This is a genomic window from Christensenellaceae bacterium (assembly GCA_031260975.1).
Classification (GTDB): Bacteria; Bacillota; Clostridia; order Christensenellales; family UBA1242; genus JAISKJ01.
This window is the reverse complement of record JAISKJ010000006.1, coordinates 17,557-31,396: the sequence shown is the minus strand read 5'-3', so window position 1 is coordinate 31,396 and position 13,840 is coordinate 17,557. Positions and strand designations below refer to the sequence as shown.

Annotated in this window: 15 protein-coding genes; 9 read left to right on the top strand and 6 right to left on the bottom strand. The window is 39.9% G+C overall.

The features are described from left to right. Window positions 1-175: 175 nt before the first annotated feature. Both LBN07_05035 and LBN07_05030 read right to left on the bottom strand, forming a co-directional pair. Window positions 176-1,108 (bottom strand): ATP-binding protein, encoded by a 933-nt coding sequence (locus LBN07_05035; protein ID MDR0850805.1) that lies wholly within the window; start codon window positions 1,106-1,108, stop codon window positions 176-178. 116 nt (window positions 1,109-1,224) lie between these two features. Beyond that, complete coding sequence (locus LBN07_05030) at window positions 1,225-2,673, bottom strand: DnaD domain protein (GenBank protein ID MDR0850804.1); 1,449 nt, start codon at window positions 2,671-2,673, stop codon at window positions 1,225-1,227. Between the two features lie 134 nt (window positions 2,674-2,807). On the opposite strand from LBN07_05030, the gene LBN07_05025 reads away from it, so the two are divergent. The 3 genes from LBN07_05025 to LBN07_05015 are packed head-to-tail and all read left to right on the top strand — an operon-like array spanning window position 2,808 to window position 6,492. Then, window positions 2,808-3,746: a hypothetical protein gene (locus LBN07_05025; GenBank protein MDR0850803.1), complete on the top strand. Its 939-nt coding sequence runs from the start codon at window positions 2,808-2,810 to the stop codon at window positions 3,744-3,746. Window positions 3,747-3,756: 10 nt separating this feature from the next. Beyond that, window positions 3,757-4,773, top strand: a complete 1,017-nt coding sequence (locus LBN07_05020; protein ID MDR0850802.1) for a hypothetical protein — start codon at window positions 3,757-3,759, stop codon at window positions 4,771-4,773. 9 nt (window positions 4,774-4,782) lie between these two features. Beyond that, window positions 4,783-6,492 (top strand): glutamate--tRNA ligase, encoded by a 1,710-nt coding sequence (locus LBN07_05015; GenBank protein MDR0850801.1) that lies wholly within the window; start codon window positions 4,783-4,785, stop codon window positions 6,490-6,492. A 78-nt stretch (window positions 6,493-6,570) separates the two neighbouring features. Here LBN07_05015 and LBN07_05010 read toward each other — a convergent pair whose 3' ends face one another. Then, window positions 6,571-6,912, bottom strand: coding sequence for a DUF4234 domain-containing protein (locus LBN07_05010; GenBank protein MDR0850800.1), 342 nt, complete (start codon window positions 6,910-6,912; stop codon window positions 6,571-6,573). 425 nt (window positions 6,913-7,337) lie between these two features. Here LBN07_05010 and LBN07_05005 point away from each other — a divergent pair, with 425 nt between their 5' ends. From LBN07_05005 to LBN07_04985, 5 genes are all read left to right on the top strand, one after another. After that, window positions 7,338-7,988 (top strand): hypothetical protein, encoded by a 651-nt coding sequence (locus tag LBN07_05005; protein MDR0850799.1) that lies wholly within the window; start codon window positions 7,338-7,340, stop codon window positions 7,986-7,988. Continuing rightward, on the top strand, window positions 7,988-8,776 hold the full coding sequence (locus LBN07_05000; GenBank protein ID MDR0850798.1) for an MBL fold metallo-hydrolase: 789 nt from the start codon (window positions 7,988-7,990) through the stop codon (window positions 8,774-8,776). The genes LBN07_05005 and LBN07_05000 overlap by 1 nt, the downstream gene beginning before the upstream one ends. 124 nt (window positions 8,777-8,900) lie before the next feature. Further along, the gene (locus LBN07_04995) at window positions 8,901-9,935 is read left to right on the top strand and encodes a CPBP family intramembrane metalloprotease (GenBank protein MDR0850797.1); all 1,035 of its coding nucleotides are present in this window, start codon (window positions 8,901-8,903) and stop codon (window positions 9,933-9,935) included. Further along, window positions 9,935-11,080: a CPBP family intramembrane metalloprotease gene (locus LBN07_04990; GenBank protein MDR0850796.1), complete on the top strand. Its 1,146-nt coding sequence runs from the start codon at window positions 9,935-9,937 to the stop codon at window positions 11,078-11,080. The genes LBN07_04995 and LBN07_04990 overlap by 1 nt, the downstream gene beginning before the upstream one ends. Before the next feature lie 303 nt (window positions 11,081-11,383). Then, window positions 11,384-11,881 carry a hypothetical protein gene (locus LBN07_04985; protein ID MDR0850795.1) on the top strand — a complete coding sequence of 166 codons (498 nt, stop codon included), beginning with the start codon at window positions 11,384-11,386 and terminating at the stop codon, window positions 11,879-11,881. 32 nt (window positions 11,882-11,913) lie between these two features. On the opposite strand, the gene LBN07_04980 is transcribed toward LBN07_04985, so the two are convergent. Together LBN07_04980 and LBN07_04975 are read right to left on the bottom strand one after the other, a co-directional pair. Continuing rightward, entirely contained in the window at window positions 11,914-12,693 is a 780-nt protein-coding gene (locus LBN07_04980) for a hypothetical protein (GenBank protein ID MDR0850794.1), read from the bottom strand. Window positions 12,694-12,711: 18 nt separating this feature from the next. Continuing rightward, the gene (locus tag LBN07_04975) at window positions 12,712-12,909 is read right to left on the bottom strand and encodes a hypothetical protein (GenBank protein MDR0850793.1); all 198 of its coding nucleotides are present in this window, start codon (window positions 12,907-12,909) and stop codon (window positions 12,712-12,714) included. 58 nt (window positions 12,910-12,967) lie between these two features. Between LBN07_04975 and LBN07_04970 the strand changes: the two genes are divergently transcribed. Further along, entirely contained in the window at window positions 12,968-13,114 is a 147-nt protein-coding gene (locus tag LBN07_04970) for a hypothetical protein (GenBank protein ID MDR0850792.1), read from the top strand. Between the two features lie 114 nt (window positions 13,115-13,228). On the opposite strand, the gene LBN07_04965 is transcribed toward LBN07_04970, so the two are convergent. Continuing rightward, window positions 13,229-13,807 (bottom strand): hypothetical protein, encoded by a 579-nt coding sequence (locus tag LBN07_04965; protein ID MDR0850791.1) that lies wholly within the window; start codon window positions 13,805-13,807, stop codon window positions 13,229-13,231. Between the last annotated feature and the right edge of the window lie 33 nt (window positions 13,808-13,840).

Genomic DNA, 13,840 nt, shown 5'->3' with positions numbered 1-13,840 from the left:
ATGTCAAACACAGAATTGATTATAGAATTCCATGGATATACAGCAATAACAATACTGCTGACGGCAAGTGACGGAAGCAACGTAAAGACCAACATTCAGTTTCTTGTTATATAATAAATTCTCATAATATAAAAATAAAAAGACTCCTGATTTGCAGGGGTCTTTGTTTTATATTTTATTGTCGTCTGAGATCATTGCCCGTTATGTTTAGGGGTAGAGCATTCTGTTTGTGGGTAAGCCTGCTGTATATGCGCTCGCCGTAACGGTTCATGAGCTCGTTTAGATTGAGATTGGTGGTAATAAAGGTAAACTTATTTGAGTTTAGCCGCTCGTTTAGCACCAAAAACAGGTATTCTTTTGTTACGTTTTGAAGCATCGGTTCGGTGCCCAAATCGTCGATAACGAGAACATCGGGCTCAAGCACGCTGTCCAGATATGTCATTTTATCCTGATTAAACTCGGTGTGATACTTTAGCATAGTGTTGTTAAAGTTGAATGAAGTAAGAAACTGCACCAGCGCGCCTTTTGCGATTAGGGCATTACATACACATTCGGTCAGGTATGACTTTCCGACGCCAACTTCACCCACGAGTGAAATTATTTTACGCTTAGAGTTTGGATAAAGCTCACAGAATTTTTGCATGCTGAGATAGGCTTTTTGCATGTCGCTGTCTTTTTTTAGAAGCTTCAGGTTGGCCGCCTTGAATATGTGTGTTTTATCAAGATTTCCGCCGTTAAGCTTGCTGAGCTGCTCGTTCAGCAGGTTTTTATAGCACAAACAATATTCCCCATCTGCAATTCCCGTATCGCTGCATTTCTTGCAAAAATACTCAGGGACTAAATCTTTCTCACTAAGCTTTAATTGTTTTAAAATTTGTGCCCGCTCATTTAACAGAACTTTAAGAAGTTCCTTTTCGTATTTCGCGCTTTTTTTCTCGCTCTCCAGCTTTGCTATATGAATGGTTGTTGCAGCAATATTACTTGTATTTGCCACAAAATGAATATTCTTTGAAGCCTCGGTATAGTTTTTAAGCGCCAAATTATCGGCGTCCATACGCCGTGCATTTATTATACTTCTAACTTTTTTTGTGATTTGCGCTTTGTTCATAAATTTCTTCCTCTTTTCTCTTCACACAGGTTGTTGCATATATATATTTGAACGTTTCTGCAGACCACGTAGTGGTCGAAGCTTTAGTAAAGTGATAGACATGAGTGCTATATCCATTACCAATCTATGTCGTCGAGATTTGCAAACACGGCATTGATTTCTTCGTCACTATAGCTTCGCGTAAGCGCGGTTTTTGCGCTTGGTACGGGCTTTGTTGATGACATGGGCTGCTGTTTTTTTGCTTGATCCACGGTCGAAATTTTATTGTGATAAAAGTTTGTGAGGACTTGATTTAAATACTGCATATTTTTGCCGGCGGCAAGATTAACCGCATAGTCAATCAGCTCATCGCCAAAGCCAAAAGTGCTTATCCATGTTTTGTAGTTTTCGCGGTCAAAGTGATTAACATTTCTCATAATACCCAGATGCTCGAGAATCTGTTTTATTTTGTTGTCTCCGGTGCTTGTTTGTTCGATATATTGACTGAGAGCCGGCAGGGTAATGACACCCAGCTTTGCAAATTTATTTATAACACTATCCATGCCGCTGAGAGTTCGGATATTTTGTTTGAAACACAGGTTTGCAATTTTTTCAAGCACTTCCTCGGCAAAGCCCTTGTGTATCCAATTTATTGTGTAGGTTTCGATGATGGTGTCTATGCTTTCATAATAAAGCCCCAAAGCTTTTATTATTTTTATAGTAAGCTTAGAAAGAGTCTGTTTGTTTGCTTCATATTCTTCAATTTCTTTTATACTCATAAGTTTAAGCTCATAATATTTGTTGAGTTGGTTGTCCAGCTTTTCAAACTTAAACCTTGAAATGTTTTGTTTGGCTATGGTCTTTGCAACAAATAAAACCACGCCGAAGTCAAAGCCCATTTCTTTTGTCCACTTGTGATAAAGCTGCTTTTCTTCAATTCCGATTTCTGCTTTTGATTTGAGCGCTGTTGCCACTTCGGCGGCTTTTTCAAAATAGTTTTCGAGCGTGCCAAGACGCTTTTCAACTGCTGCGGCATTTTTTATGCCCTCTCTTATCCAATGATTGGTTACCGTCAGAATATAGTTATATCCGATATCCGGACCTTTGGTTTTGATGCAGTAGGCAATAATCATAAGCAGGGCCTCGGGTTCGATACCTTTGGTTTCAATAAGGGTATAGTATTCGTTATATTCATTCAAGGTTATCATGCGCCCGCTCAAAAGTTCCTGCGCTTTGAGGTTAAACCCTGCATATTTGTTGGCGTTATATTTTTTGCCGGTGCCGATTGCATTTGTGACAGACAAAAATCGTACTTCAATGGGGTTTATGTCAATGACCTGAACAAGTCCCTGGTCCTGCCAATATCTAAAACAGCTTTCAACATCATCGGTGCTGAGCCCCAGATTTTTTGAAAAATTTTCAAGCGTGTTGTCGGCGGTTTCGCTGCTTAAGGCTTTAAGAAGGCCAAAAAGATAGACCCTTATGCAGTCGCCGGAGGCTGTGGGCACATAATCATGAATAAACGCCACATCTATGTTGACGGACGCACCGTGTATATATCCCGGACTGAATTTGCAAAATGCCATAAAACACCTCAAAAACAAGTTTAGCAAAAACCAAGCAAAAATGCAACAAATATTGACAAGGGCACTATTTTGACATAATGAAGGTTTGACAAGAGGGCAGTTTAGTGGTATTATATTCTTGTAGGAGTTGGGGGATGAAATCTTTTATTCTAAGAAGCTTAATAGTAATAAGTCTGCTTGGTATTATTGTCGTTGTCGGCATAATGTTTTTTCAAAACCTTAATGCCGAAATCCGAACTGCCGACGAGATAGCCCACGCTCAGGATGATGTTAATTTTAGTTATCTTAACAATGAAGGAAGAAAACTGCGCACACTTTATGAAGGGGCTTATGATGAATATGCCATATTTGTGTGCGACAAATCAAAAATTTTGCAGCAGAGCATAGAAAAATATCTGGGCTTTTTGCGATATGCAAAGGGTCTTGGCCGAAATGAAGCATCTCAGCTTGTAGAGTTAAACAAAGCCTATGTAGAAGCTTTAAGCGGTGATGACGGAGCTGTAGGGAAGCTTGAAAACTATCATGAATATTACGCAAGAGAAGACATGCCGACAAACCCGAGCGTACGTGAAAATCTCAAGGGTGTCAATGCCGACTTTGTAAGGCAATATAACCGGGCGTATGCAAAGGGTATGGTGCTTTATGATTTGCTCAAAGAGGTTGTTTTTAAATATACCTATGACAAGACGGCAATTTTGCAGTTTAGCGATGTTTTTTATGACGCTATGAACAGGTATGCCGCTGAGACTTATAGCGCTATTGACACCAACATGATAAACCGAAAAGAATCAAACATGGAGCCTGTGACTGCGCTAAACCACTATGATGCATACAAAAACTTTGTAAAGCTTAAAAGCAAAGAGTATTATCTTAATGATGCAAGTATTATGACCAACACAAATTTGATAACCTTTGTAAACGCGTATAACGCGATAGATTTCAGGCTGCTCATAACGGACATAAGATATCAGAGTGAGGCAGACAGTGTGAGGACAGGAAATATTAACATTGTTAAGCAGTACTTTCTTTCAATGTTTAATATAGACCTAAGTAATCCTGTCAATGTTGACTAAGGAGGGGCATATGAAAAAGTTATTTACAGTTTTGTTGGTTTGCTGTGTGTGCGCCGTATCCTTTGTTTTTGTAGGCTGCGGAGAAGATTATAGTGCTGAGCAGATTGCTGAGAAATATGATCAAATGAAAATAAACTCCGAAATTTCTGACATGTTTGATGCGGGTCACTATTTGAAAATAAGCTATGATTCTCCGGCGATAAATCTTTCGGTGGGTGTTACAAACAATCCGCTGCGAATTGTATTTGATATATATGAACCCACCCTCAAGGCGGCGTCACAATTTTTGATGACTAAGCTGGACGATCTGGCGGCGCAAAGCTCGACGATTTTTAAGGAATTTGACAAAGATGCCCGAAACAGCATTTATAAAAGTCTGGATGAGCTTGAAAATGAGCTTGTTAAGTTTAACACAGTAAAGCAAAGGTTTGACAGGTCAAATGGGCAACTTCTGGAAATTTATATAAGAGAATATAACCGGCTTATTGAAAAGATTCTTGAAGTGAACAACATCTTTGGCACAAGTTATTATAACGCTTTTATGAAAAAGGACTACACAAATACCGCCACAGGTGACCTTGTCGGTCCAATTGCCGACGCCATCCTTTATGGCAAAGGAGTTTGCGCTGAGGTTTTCTTTAATTATTATATTTTGAATATAACAATAGAAACGCCTCCGCAGTCGATTGCCAAGTGGGAGGCGGGGTTTATGAACTTCAGTGAGTTTAAGGATTTTGCTATGAGCCAGAATCTGGGCGGAGCAGTGACCTCAACCGACAAGACCATTTTGATGGCTCTGGTTGACGGACATGACGAGTTTTTACAAAAGTATGAAGTGTTTAAGAAAAACCTCAAAGATGTTAACTATAAAGAGTATTATTACAACACTATAATTTTGAACAGAGATAGAGAGCTTTATTTAAATTCACTTTCTCTTATGCAAAGGTCACTTATCAGAAGCGGTGACGAGTTTGTAAACTCGGCGTTTGCTTTGTTTTGGCAGCGCACAAAGTCGCTTCAATATTAGGAGTTTTTAATGGATTATAAAAAACTTGCGGAGTTGCTTTATCCCAAAGCCAAATCTGTAGATTTTTTCTTTGATATATATAAAAAAAGAGTGTTGAGTACAGGTGCCGAGGTTACAAGGCTTGCTCCCAGCCCCACCGGATATCTTCATATCGGTCACGCTTCTCAGGCACTTGCCTGCAAACTAACCGCTAAAAAATCAGGCGGAGTGTTTTTTGTGCGTCTTGAGGATACCGACCAAAAAAGAGAGATTGAGGGCGCCGGCAAAATTGCACTTGAAATGCTGAATTTTTTTGAGCTTGGCCCGGATGAAGGATATCTTGGGGACACCGAAACGGGTGAATACGGCCCTTATATTCAAAGCAAGAGGCTGGAGATTTATCAGGCATTTGCTAAGCACTTAGTAAGTCTTGGCAGGGCCTTTCCATGCTTTTGTGAAAAGAGAGATAACAAAGAGGATATTTTAAAGGATAGAGAGCAGCAGATTGAGGAGGGTGCTATTGAAACAAAAGACCCCTGCCGAGACCTGACTTTGAAACAAATTGAAGAAAAACTTGAACAAAATAAGTCGTTTGCGCTGAGGCTGTGCTCAGAGGGCGACGGGGTCAAAACCTTTAAATTTAAAGACTTGATTAAGGGCGAGCGCGAAATTGTGGCCAACGACAAGGATATTGTTCTTATTAAAGGCAACGGCACTCCTGTTTATGCGTTAGCCCACGTTGTTGATGACACACTTATGGGCACTACAACTGTCATAAGGGGTGAAGAATGGTATTCATCACTTTCCGGGCATTTGGAACTTTTTAAGGCTTTCGGCTTTGTTCCTCCCAAGTATGCTCATACGCCTGTTATTTGTAAGACAGACGCCGGCAACAAACGTAAGCTCAGCAAGCGTAAAGACCCGGAAGCTGATATGAGATATTTTATTAAATCAGGGTATCCTAAAACTGCCGTTATTGAGTATCTGCTTAATCTTGCTAATAGTGATTTTGAATTGTGGAGAGCAAAAAACCCTGATGCGGATTACAGTGAATTTCTGTTTGCAATATCAAAAATCGGTTCAAACAATCCCATGTTTGATTTTGACAAGCTGAACAATATATCAAAAGAAATTATATCAAAACTCCCCGCGCAGCAGATTTATGAAGATTTGTTGACCTACACCAAAGAGTATGACACCAATTTTTATGACATAATCAAAAACAAAAAAGATTATTGTTTAGGTTTGTTTAATATAGACCGCGGGGGAGTTAAGCCGCGTAAGGATATAGCAAATCTTGGTGAAATAAAAAATTTATATAGCTATATGTTTAAGGAATTTTATAATCCCAACAAAATAGACAACTATGATTTTGACCCCAAGATTTCAAAAGCAGATATAAAGTGTATATTGCTAATGTATAGGCAAACTATAGACATGAATGACGATAAGCAGTCGTGGTTTGAAAAAATAAAAGCGCTGTGTGAGCCCTTTGGGTTTGCTGTTGACACAAAAAGCTTCAAACAAAATCCACAAAATTTCAAGGGCAGTGTCGCTGATGTAAGCGGAATAATCAGAGTTGCTATAACCGGCAGGCGGAACACCCCAGACCTTTATGAAATCATAAAGCTTTTGGGTAAGCGTGAAGTAACCGAGCGCATAGGCCGTGTGCTGGAGCTTTTAAAGGTTGAAGAAGGTAAGTTTATTGATAAGATTGAGATTGTGGACATACATCCTTAAATTTTGACATAGAAAGTTTCTTGTAAAGAAAAAAAACAGCCGATTGGCTGTTGTTTTTCTTTGTTATGCAAAAAAATCTTATGCTGCTGTGGGCTGAGTGCCTGCACCTGTCAGGTTGTTTGCCTGAACTTGCATCATAAAGGGGTTAAGCCAGCTAAGACCTACGAAGCACAAAATCAAATAAATAATTGAGCGGTCGTCAGCACCGAGCTGGTTCAGTCTCTTTCCGGCGGCATACTGCCAATAGATGGAGTAGATGCCGAAAGTAAATATCAACATAAAGAAGTGGCCGACACCTGTAAAACCTTTTCCCGTTGTCTGTTTAAGCTGGTTTTGGAATGAACAGGTCCAATAAATCATATAAATTCCACAAGTCACTATAATGAGGATAATCATTACAAAGATATTTCTCTTTTTCACGCAAATGTCCTCCTTTTATTTAAGATTACAAAAGTGCCTGCACTTCGTTGTAGTATAATAGCAAAAATGTCATTCTTTGTCAAATTATATATATTAAGTTTATGTAATTATCTGATAAAGAATGCACTTTTTGTTTGGTTTATAGTTTTTTTAAAAGACGGATAATTTTACAGATTTTGGTTTTAAAAGTTTGCCTCAAAACGGTTGCTAAAAATTGTGATATTGTATATAATAAAAGCATGATTAAATGGTTGAAAGCAAGGGTGGGCTGGACAATTTCAGTTCTCTTAATATTAGCGTTTTTTGCAGGTATCGGGGTGGGGCTTTACTTTTTGATTGCATGGCTTGTTACACTCTAAAGACTTGTTTGAAGACTTTAGCGTAAGTGTGTTTTGGCACACTGTTTGTTGTTTGACGAGGTTATTATGAAAAAAGAAAAGGAAGATTTGGAGCAGAAAAAAAATATTGCAAGCGGAAAATCGGTTTCGCCGGCAGCGGCGTCTGATTCCGGCTTTGAAAAAAGGGTAGAGGATAAGTGCGGATGTGACGAGCTTGTGCTCAGAGATGCCAAGCGCATGAGCGGCAGAGCATTTATTGATGTGACAATCCCTGACCTTAAAAGCGCATATTCTCCCTATTCGGTTGAAAGCCGCAGAAGGATTGAAACAGGATTTATTGAATTTGTTGAGGATTATTCGCAGTCAATACCTATGACTCAGGAGCTTACGCTGCGTATTCACGTAAAGGAAGATGCCAGCCGTGAGCAGAGAGCGGAAATAAAGGATGCTATAAGAGCGCATTATGCTCAGCAGTTGACAAACGTAGAATTTAAGCAAAGGCACCGCCTTGTTATAGGCACCGTTACTTTTTTGTTGGGACTTGCTGTGCTTGCTGCTATGTATTTTTTGGCAAGGGGAATATCACTTCTTCATGAAACGTTGATGGTGCTGTCGTGGGTACTGCTGTGGACGGCTTTTGATGCTTTCTTTTTGACAATGCCGGCGTTGAGGCTTAAGCGGCAAAGATACAAAAGGCTGCAGAGGGCGGATATAATTTTTAGGTTTAAAGGTGACTAATGAGGACTGTTGCGATTGCAAGCGGGAGTAAGGGGAACTGCATTTATGTTGAGGCCGGTGGCACAAGACTGCTTGTTGACCTCGGAATAACCTGTAGTATTGCCGAAGGGCGGCTTTGGGCCTGCGGCATAGACCCTGCCAGCATAGACGGGATTTTGATAACACATGAGCATACCGACCATTGCGCCGGTGTGCAGGTTTTTGCCGCAAAATATGGCACCAAAATATATATTCATCAAAGCGGGGCGCCATATATAATGAAAAAATTTTCAAAAATCCATCAAAATCAAATTGTGTTTTTTGCAAGCAGTACCTTTTTTATAGATGATGTTATGGTCGGCTGCGAGGAAGTGCCGCATGACAGCAACTTTTGTTTGAGCTTCAGCCTGAATTTTAGCGGCAAAAAGGTAAGTGTTATTACAGATGTGGGGCATGTGAAAGACAAGGTGCTGCAGCATCTTTATGGGAGTGATGTTTTGTATATTGAAGCCAATCACGACGAGCAGATGCTGCTTGAAAACCCTAAATATTCACTGTCGCTAAAAAATAGAATAATGAGCCCGAAGGGGCACTTGTCAAATACTTCGTGCGGGCTGGTGCTTGTTAAGCTCATTAAAACGGGAGTAAAGCAGGTTGTTTTAAGCCATCTTAGCGAAGAAAACAACACGCCTGAGCTGGCGTATTTGACGGTTAAGAATATCCTTTTGCAAAACGGCATCAACGAGGGCGAGCATGTTTTTGTGGATGTAGCTTTTCAAAACAGTGTGGGGACATTTTTTGAAATATGATTAAGGCATAATGAAGTTAGGTTTCCTAACTTTATTTTTATTATTTAATTTTTTATAAGTGTTGGCGGGAGATAAGACGGTGGATTTGGTTGATTTTTACGGTTCTTTATGATATGCTTTGTTTATGACACAGTTCAGGTCATTTTATAAGCTTAATGACAGCAGTATGATGTATGGTGTAACCATAGGGGTTTCGCTTGTTTTTAGTTTTTTTCTGGGTTTTATTCTCGTAGGCTTTGGAGTTGATATTTTAAACATTCCGGAGTGGCTGAGTTACATACTTAATGCTGTGCTTTATTTATTGTTTTTGGGTGCTTTTTTGATTTATAGCAAAATCGGCAAGATAGATATCATAAAAGCAAATGAGTTTAATAAAAAGATAAATTTTGGGATAGTAGGTATTTGTGTTGCTATAAGTGTTATTTGTATATTGTTCTTCAATTCCTTTATAGGGCTTGTAGACAGCGGCCTTGAGTATATCAAGCCTTCGTCAACAATAACTTTGAGCGGTGCTTGGTGGGCGGTTATCGGTGCAATTATTACTATGACTGTTATGCCGGCAATTATTGAGGAGTTTATTTTCAGAGGCGTAATATTTAAAGGGCTTCTTTCGCGCTTTAAGCCCGCTGCGGCAATAGTTCTAAGTGCCCTTATGTTTGCACTGTTTCACTTTGAAATTCATCAGTTTGTATATCAGTTTATATTAGGTATAGTTTTTGCATGTATTGTCTATTATACCGGCAGTATTGTTTATAGCATGATAGTACATTTTTTCAACAACTTTATAGTAATTATGGCGGTTTATTTTAGTCCGCTTTTGTCTAACATTGAAGAAATGCTTCCAACAGACGTATGGAGTGCGGTCGATATAGTTTTGGCCATAGGCCTTGCTCTTGTTGGTGCCGGCATTATTATTGGGCTTATAATAGCAATAAAAAAGCTGTCAAAATCAAAGAGTGTTACGGAGAGTGCTCCCGAGACGGTAAGTATATCGGACGGTACTTCTGATTTGTCAGGTGAGAAAGTGGCTGACGGTCTTGCGGAGAGTTCTGTAAAGACGGCACAGCCTGAGACTGTAAGGCAGCAGCATAATACAACAGGGTTTGTTGTGGTGATGGTTGTTGTGGGGCTGCTCTGGATTTTATTTGCGGTGGTTTGATGAAAGTAAGAAGCAAGTTATTTACGGCCAACTTAATATATTTTATAATCCTTTGCCTGTTTGTAGGTATGAGGATATTCAGTGCTTTTGTGGATACACGCTCGTTGGATCCATTTTTGGAAGAAGCTCTTTTTGATATTGTATTGCAGATAGGCATATTATTTTTGTTGCCGCTGTTTTTATATTCAATTTTGCGAAAGCAAAAGGTAGGTCAGACATTTAAGGAGTTTAAGTTTAGAAGGATAGGCTTTATTGCTATACTTATTGCTATCGGCATGGGCATATTATGCTATTTTCTGAATGTGGCGGTGGCTTCGGTTGGGCAAGGGATTTTGGGCCTTTTTGGTTATGAAGGCGTTCCGACGCTGGGGAGCGGGCGCAACAGTGTGATTTCAAGTACCTCGGTGTGGGCGTTGCTGATAAATCTGGGATTGATAGCAGTTCTGCCTGCCATTGGTGAAGAAACTACACACAGGGGACTTCTGCTGGGCGGCATGAGTACTATGGGCTTTAAGAGAGCGATAATATTGTCATCTCTCATGTTCGGGCTTATTCATCTCAATGTTGACCAGACACTTTTTGCGTTTGTTTTGGGTGCCCTTATGGCTTTCAGCGTGGTTGTCAGCGGAAGTATAATTCCCGCTATGATAATACACTTTATTAACAACGGCATAAATGTATATCTTTCGCATGCTGAGGGAGCCGGATGGATTGGAGGCGAATGGTGGTCTGTAGCTCAGGATTGGATGACAAATACCGGTCTTTATACGCTGTTCTTTATAAGCCTTGCAGTTCTCGTTGCGCTTGTTGCGGGCCTATTGGGGTTATATTGGTTGTTGTTTAGGCAAACACGGCTTAAGCGTGTCAATAAGATATTTAAAAATGCTGTGCTCAACACCGAGGATAGCGACAAACTGGATAAGGTCAATAAAAACAAGGCTATGCCGCTTGGGGCAGAGCATATGAAAAATATTCAGGTGCTCAACCAGATGCTTGCTAAGTATAATGTTTCAACGCAGGACCTGGTTTTTGGCGATCAATTTAAGTATGAAAAACCGACCAAGTGGGATAATTTGTTTTTCTGGGCGTCTTTGGCGCTGGGGAGTGTAGTTACAGTGTTTACGTTTGTGTGGGGCTGGTTGTAGAGGTAAGCAAATAAAACTTTTCGTGCGGCTTGTTCTTTATACATTCAAAAACTTAAACGTCTCCATCGTTACCACTATAATATCAAAAAAGAAATCCTTACCTTTTGAAGGGAAAGGGATGAGCCTATTTTACAGATGCTGAAAATGGATTTTTATGGGAAGTTTTGGCTTTGAAAATTTGTGTAAAAATTTTGCAAAAAATGGTTTACTTTTTAAGATACTTTCATTATAATAGGTAAACTAATAAAATACGTTAGTAAAATATACTGCAAAAGACAGAAAAATAAAGTAGGAGGCAAGAAATTGAAAAGTCAAACTTATATAAGATGCCCGAGATGCGAACTTAATTTTATTCTGAAAAGAGACAAGTTTTGTAATGTATGCAAAATGGAAATGAAAGCTCAGGGCAGTATGGGGATCAGTGATGACCTTGATTTGGAGCTGTGTCCGGTATGTAAAGTTAATTTTATAAATCCCGATGAGGATATGTGTGTTTCGTGCGCCAAAGAAAAGGCACTTGAAGAGGGCCTTTCAAACGACCACGAAGGAAATAGCGATTGGGAGGAAACATATAACGGCGATGAGGGGGTGTACTCCGAGGATGAGGAGCGGGGTGAGATGGTAAGTATCACCGACCTTGAGGATAGTCCGCTTGACACTGAGGACGAGCTGGGTCTGGATTTTGTTGACGATGACCTTGAGGATGTTAAGCTTGAAGATGAGGAAGAGGAGCTTGAAGATCTCGACGACGATGTATTTGACGATTTGGATGACGACGATGAAGAGGATGATGAAGAATAATAAAAGCGGGGCACGCAGCCTCGCTTTACTCTTTAATGTATAATTTTTTCAAACGGCCCGATATTGCTGTTTGGGGGAATTTTTGAGTTTTCAATGACGCTATAGAGCACCTTTGAGTTGTCATCAATAATACTGTTTTTAATGTAATTATTTGGTAGAAGCTTAACATTTTTACCTATGTAGCAGGTGTCGTAAAGACGGTTTCCGCCATGAATTACTGTGCCTTCTTCAATGGTCACCTCAGCGTCAATCATGGTGCTGTCGGGCTCCAAGATTCGAACACCTCGCTTCATGTGAAAGCTGAGGATGCGGGTTTTTAATATACTTTCAATAAAAGTCAGCTGCTTATAATTATACGCTGTCATAAAGTCTTCTTCGTCAAAATAATGCGGCTGTGCCGAATATAAGGTTTCGGCGCTTTTTACAAACTCTGTTTCAAAAACGTATCCGCGGGTAAGTTTTACTACGCCCACTTTTTTAAGCCTTGCGTAGTCTATAATTTCACTTAAGGTTTTGGCTTTGAGAAGAGGTGCGTCACTGAAAAGCACGACGGTATATTTTGCGTCAGTCAGGTGTGGACGAATAGATAAAAGAATATCCTCATCCATATTATACTCAACTGTTTTGGGGTTATGTCCTTCGGCAGCCATTATTACCCAGTCGCTCATAGCTTTGCCTAAAAGTTTTATGGCGTAAGGTTTTTCAACCTTGAAAGCCGGATTATTCACCAGCAGAACAATAACCGCAACACTGTCGCTGGCGGTTTCCTTTATTGTTTCCGTTTCCGGTTTTTCAATGGTTATAGTCTCCATAATTATATTTTACTCAATTTAGTTATTTTTGTCAAATAACATAGAGCGATTAGTGAGAGTAGATTGAAAGCTTGTGGTATTAAAATTAGGGGTGCTTCTGCAGTCAATGGCGGCAACATTACTTTTGTTAAATCTCAGTGTGGCAATGAGTATGCTGATTTTTTCAAGCGTCTGTGCGCTGTCTATTATTGTTATGATTTTCCTTTTTGCCAGCATCAAAAGGATTGATAAGCAAGTTACGGCTATGGTATCAGAGCAGGCACAGGGATAAGCCGTGTCTGTTCAGGAACAAGTTGAACCTAAAGAAGACAAAACCTTGCAGCATGCAAATGAAGCGGTTTTGCAAACAGAAAATAAAGTTGCCGATGTAGAACTGAATGAAGGCAAAGATAATGCTACAAATGATGAAGAGAAGAAATAATGATGATATAAAGTTGTGTTAAACACAACTTTTTTATTATAAAACAACAAGACCAAACAAACTCACTTCAGACGCGGGGCTTATTATGAAATAACAAGACCGAACATCCATAACTTATTGCGGGCAGTTGCGGTTTGGGCGGACATTTTGAGGAACACGGGCGATTACAAAACTGTTTTTAGGGATATCTTTTGTGACGGTTGAGCCTGCGGCCACAAAAGAATTGCTGCCGATGGTTAGGGGTGCAATAAGATTTGAGTTGCTGCCGATAAAAATATTATCTTCCAAAATGCAGGGGTGTTTGTTTTTGCCATCGTAGTTACAAAAAATGACGCCGCAGCCGATGTTGCAGTTTTTGCCAATGGTAGCGTCGCCTATGTAGCTTAGATGCGCGGCTTTAGTTCCGCTGCCGATTTTGCTGTTTTTAATCTCTACAAAGTTGCCGATACGTGTATTGTCGTCAAGAACGCTTCCGCCTCTGATTTGGGCATTGGGGCCAATGCTACAATTTTGCCCCACAGTGCTGTCAAAAATATGGGAGGAGACTATAATACTGCCGCGCCCGACCGTGCTGTTTTTAATAAAGCTGAAGGGCAGTACCTCTGCTCCTTCTTCAATGATTGAGTTTTCAATATATACGTTGTCATAGATTTTGGCTGTGGGGGATATGGTTCTGTTTATTATATTTTCCATATCAGATTATATGAAATTTTGTGCTTGAAATTT

Coding starts and splice junctions, on each gene's coding strand:
- LBN07_05030 (MDR0850804.1), bottom strand. CDS start 2,673: ATGGCATTTTGCAAATTCAGTCCGGGATATATACACGGTGCGTCCGTC.
- LBN07_04990 (MDR0850796.1), top strand. CDS start 9,935: ATGAAAGTAAGAAGCAAGTTATTTACGGCCAACTTAATATATTTTATA.
- LBN07_04965 (MDR0850791.1), bottom strand. CDS start 13,807: ATGGAAAATATAATAAACAGAACCATATCCCCCACAGCCAAAATCTAT.
- LBN07_04980 (MDR0850794.1), bottom strand. CDS start 12,693: ATGGAGACTATAACCATTGAAAAACCGGAAACGGAAACAATAAAGGAA.
- LBN07_04975 (MDR0850793.1), bottom strand. CDS start 12,909: ATGCTGGCAAAAAGGAAAATCATAACAATAATAGACAGCGCACAGACG.
- LBN07_05005 (MDR0850799.1), top strand. CDS start 7,338: ATGAAAAAAGAAAAGGAAGATTTGGAGCAGAAAAAAAATATTGCAAGC.
- LBN07_05000 (MDR0850798.1), top strand. CDS start 7,988: ATGAGGACTGTTGCGATTGCAAGCGGGAGTAAGGGGAACTGCATTTAT.
- LBN07_05020 (MDR0850802.1), top strand. CDS start 3,757: ATGAAAAAGTTATTTACAGTTTTGTTGGTTTGCTGTGTGTGCGCCGTA.
- LBN07_05025 (MDR0850803.1), top strand. CDS start 2,808: ATGAAATCTTTTATTCTAAGAAGCTTAATAGTAATAAGTCTGCTTGGT.
- LBN07_05015 (MDR0850801.1), top strand. CDS start 4,783: ATGGATTATAAAAAACTTGCGGAGTTGCTTTATCCCAAAGCCAAATCT.
- LBN07_04995 (MDR0850797.1), top strand. CDS start 8,901: ATGACACAGTTCAGGTCATTTTATAAGCTTAATGACAGCAGTATGATG.
- LBN07_05035 (MDR0850805.1), bottom strand. CDS start 1,108: ATGAACAAAGCGCAAATCACAAAAAAAGTTAGAAGTATAATAAATGCA.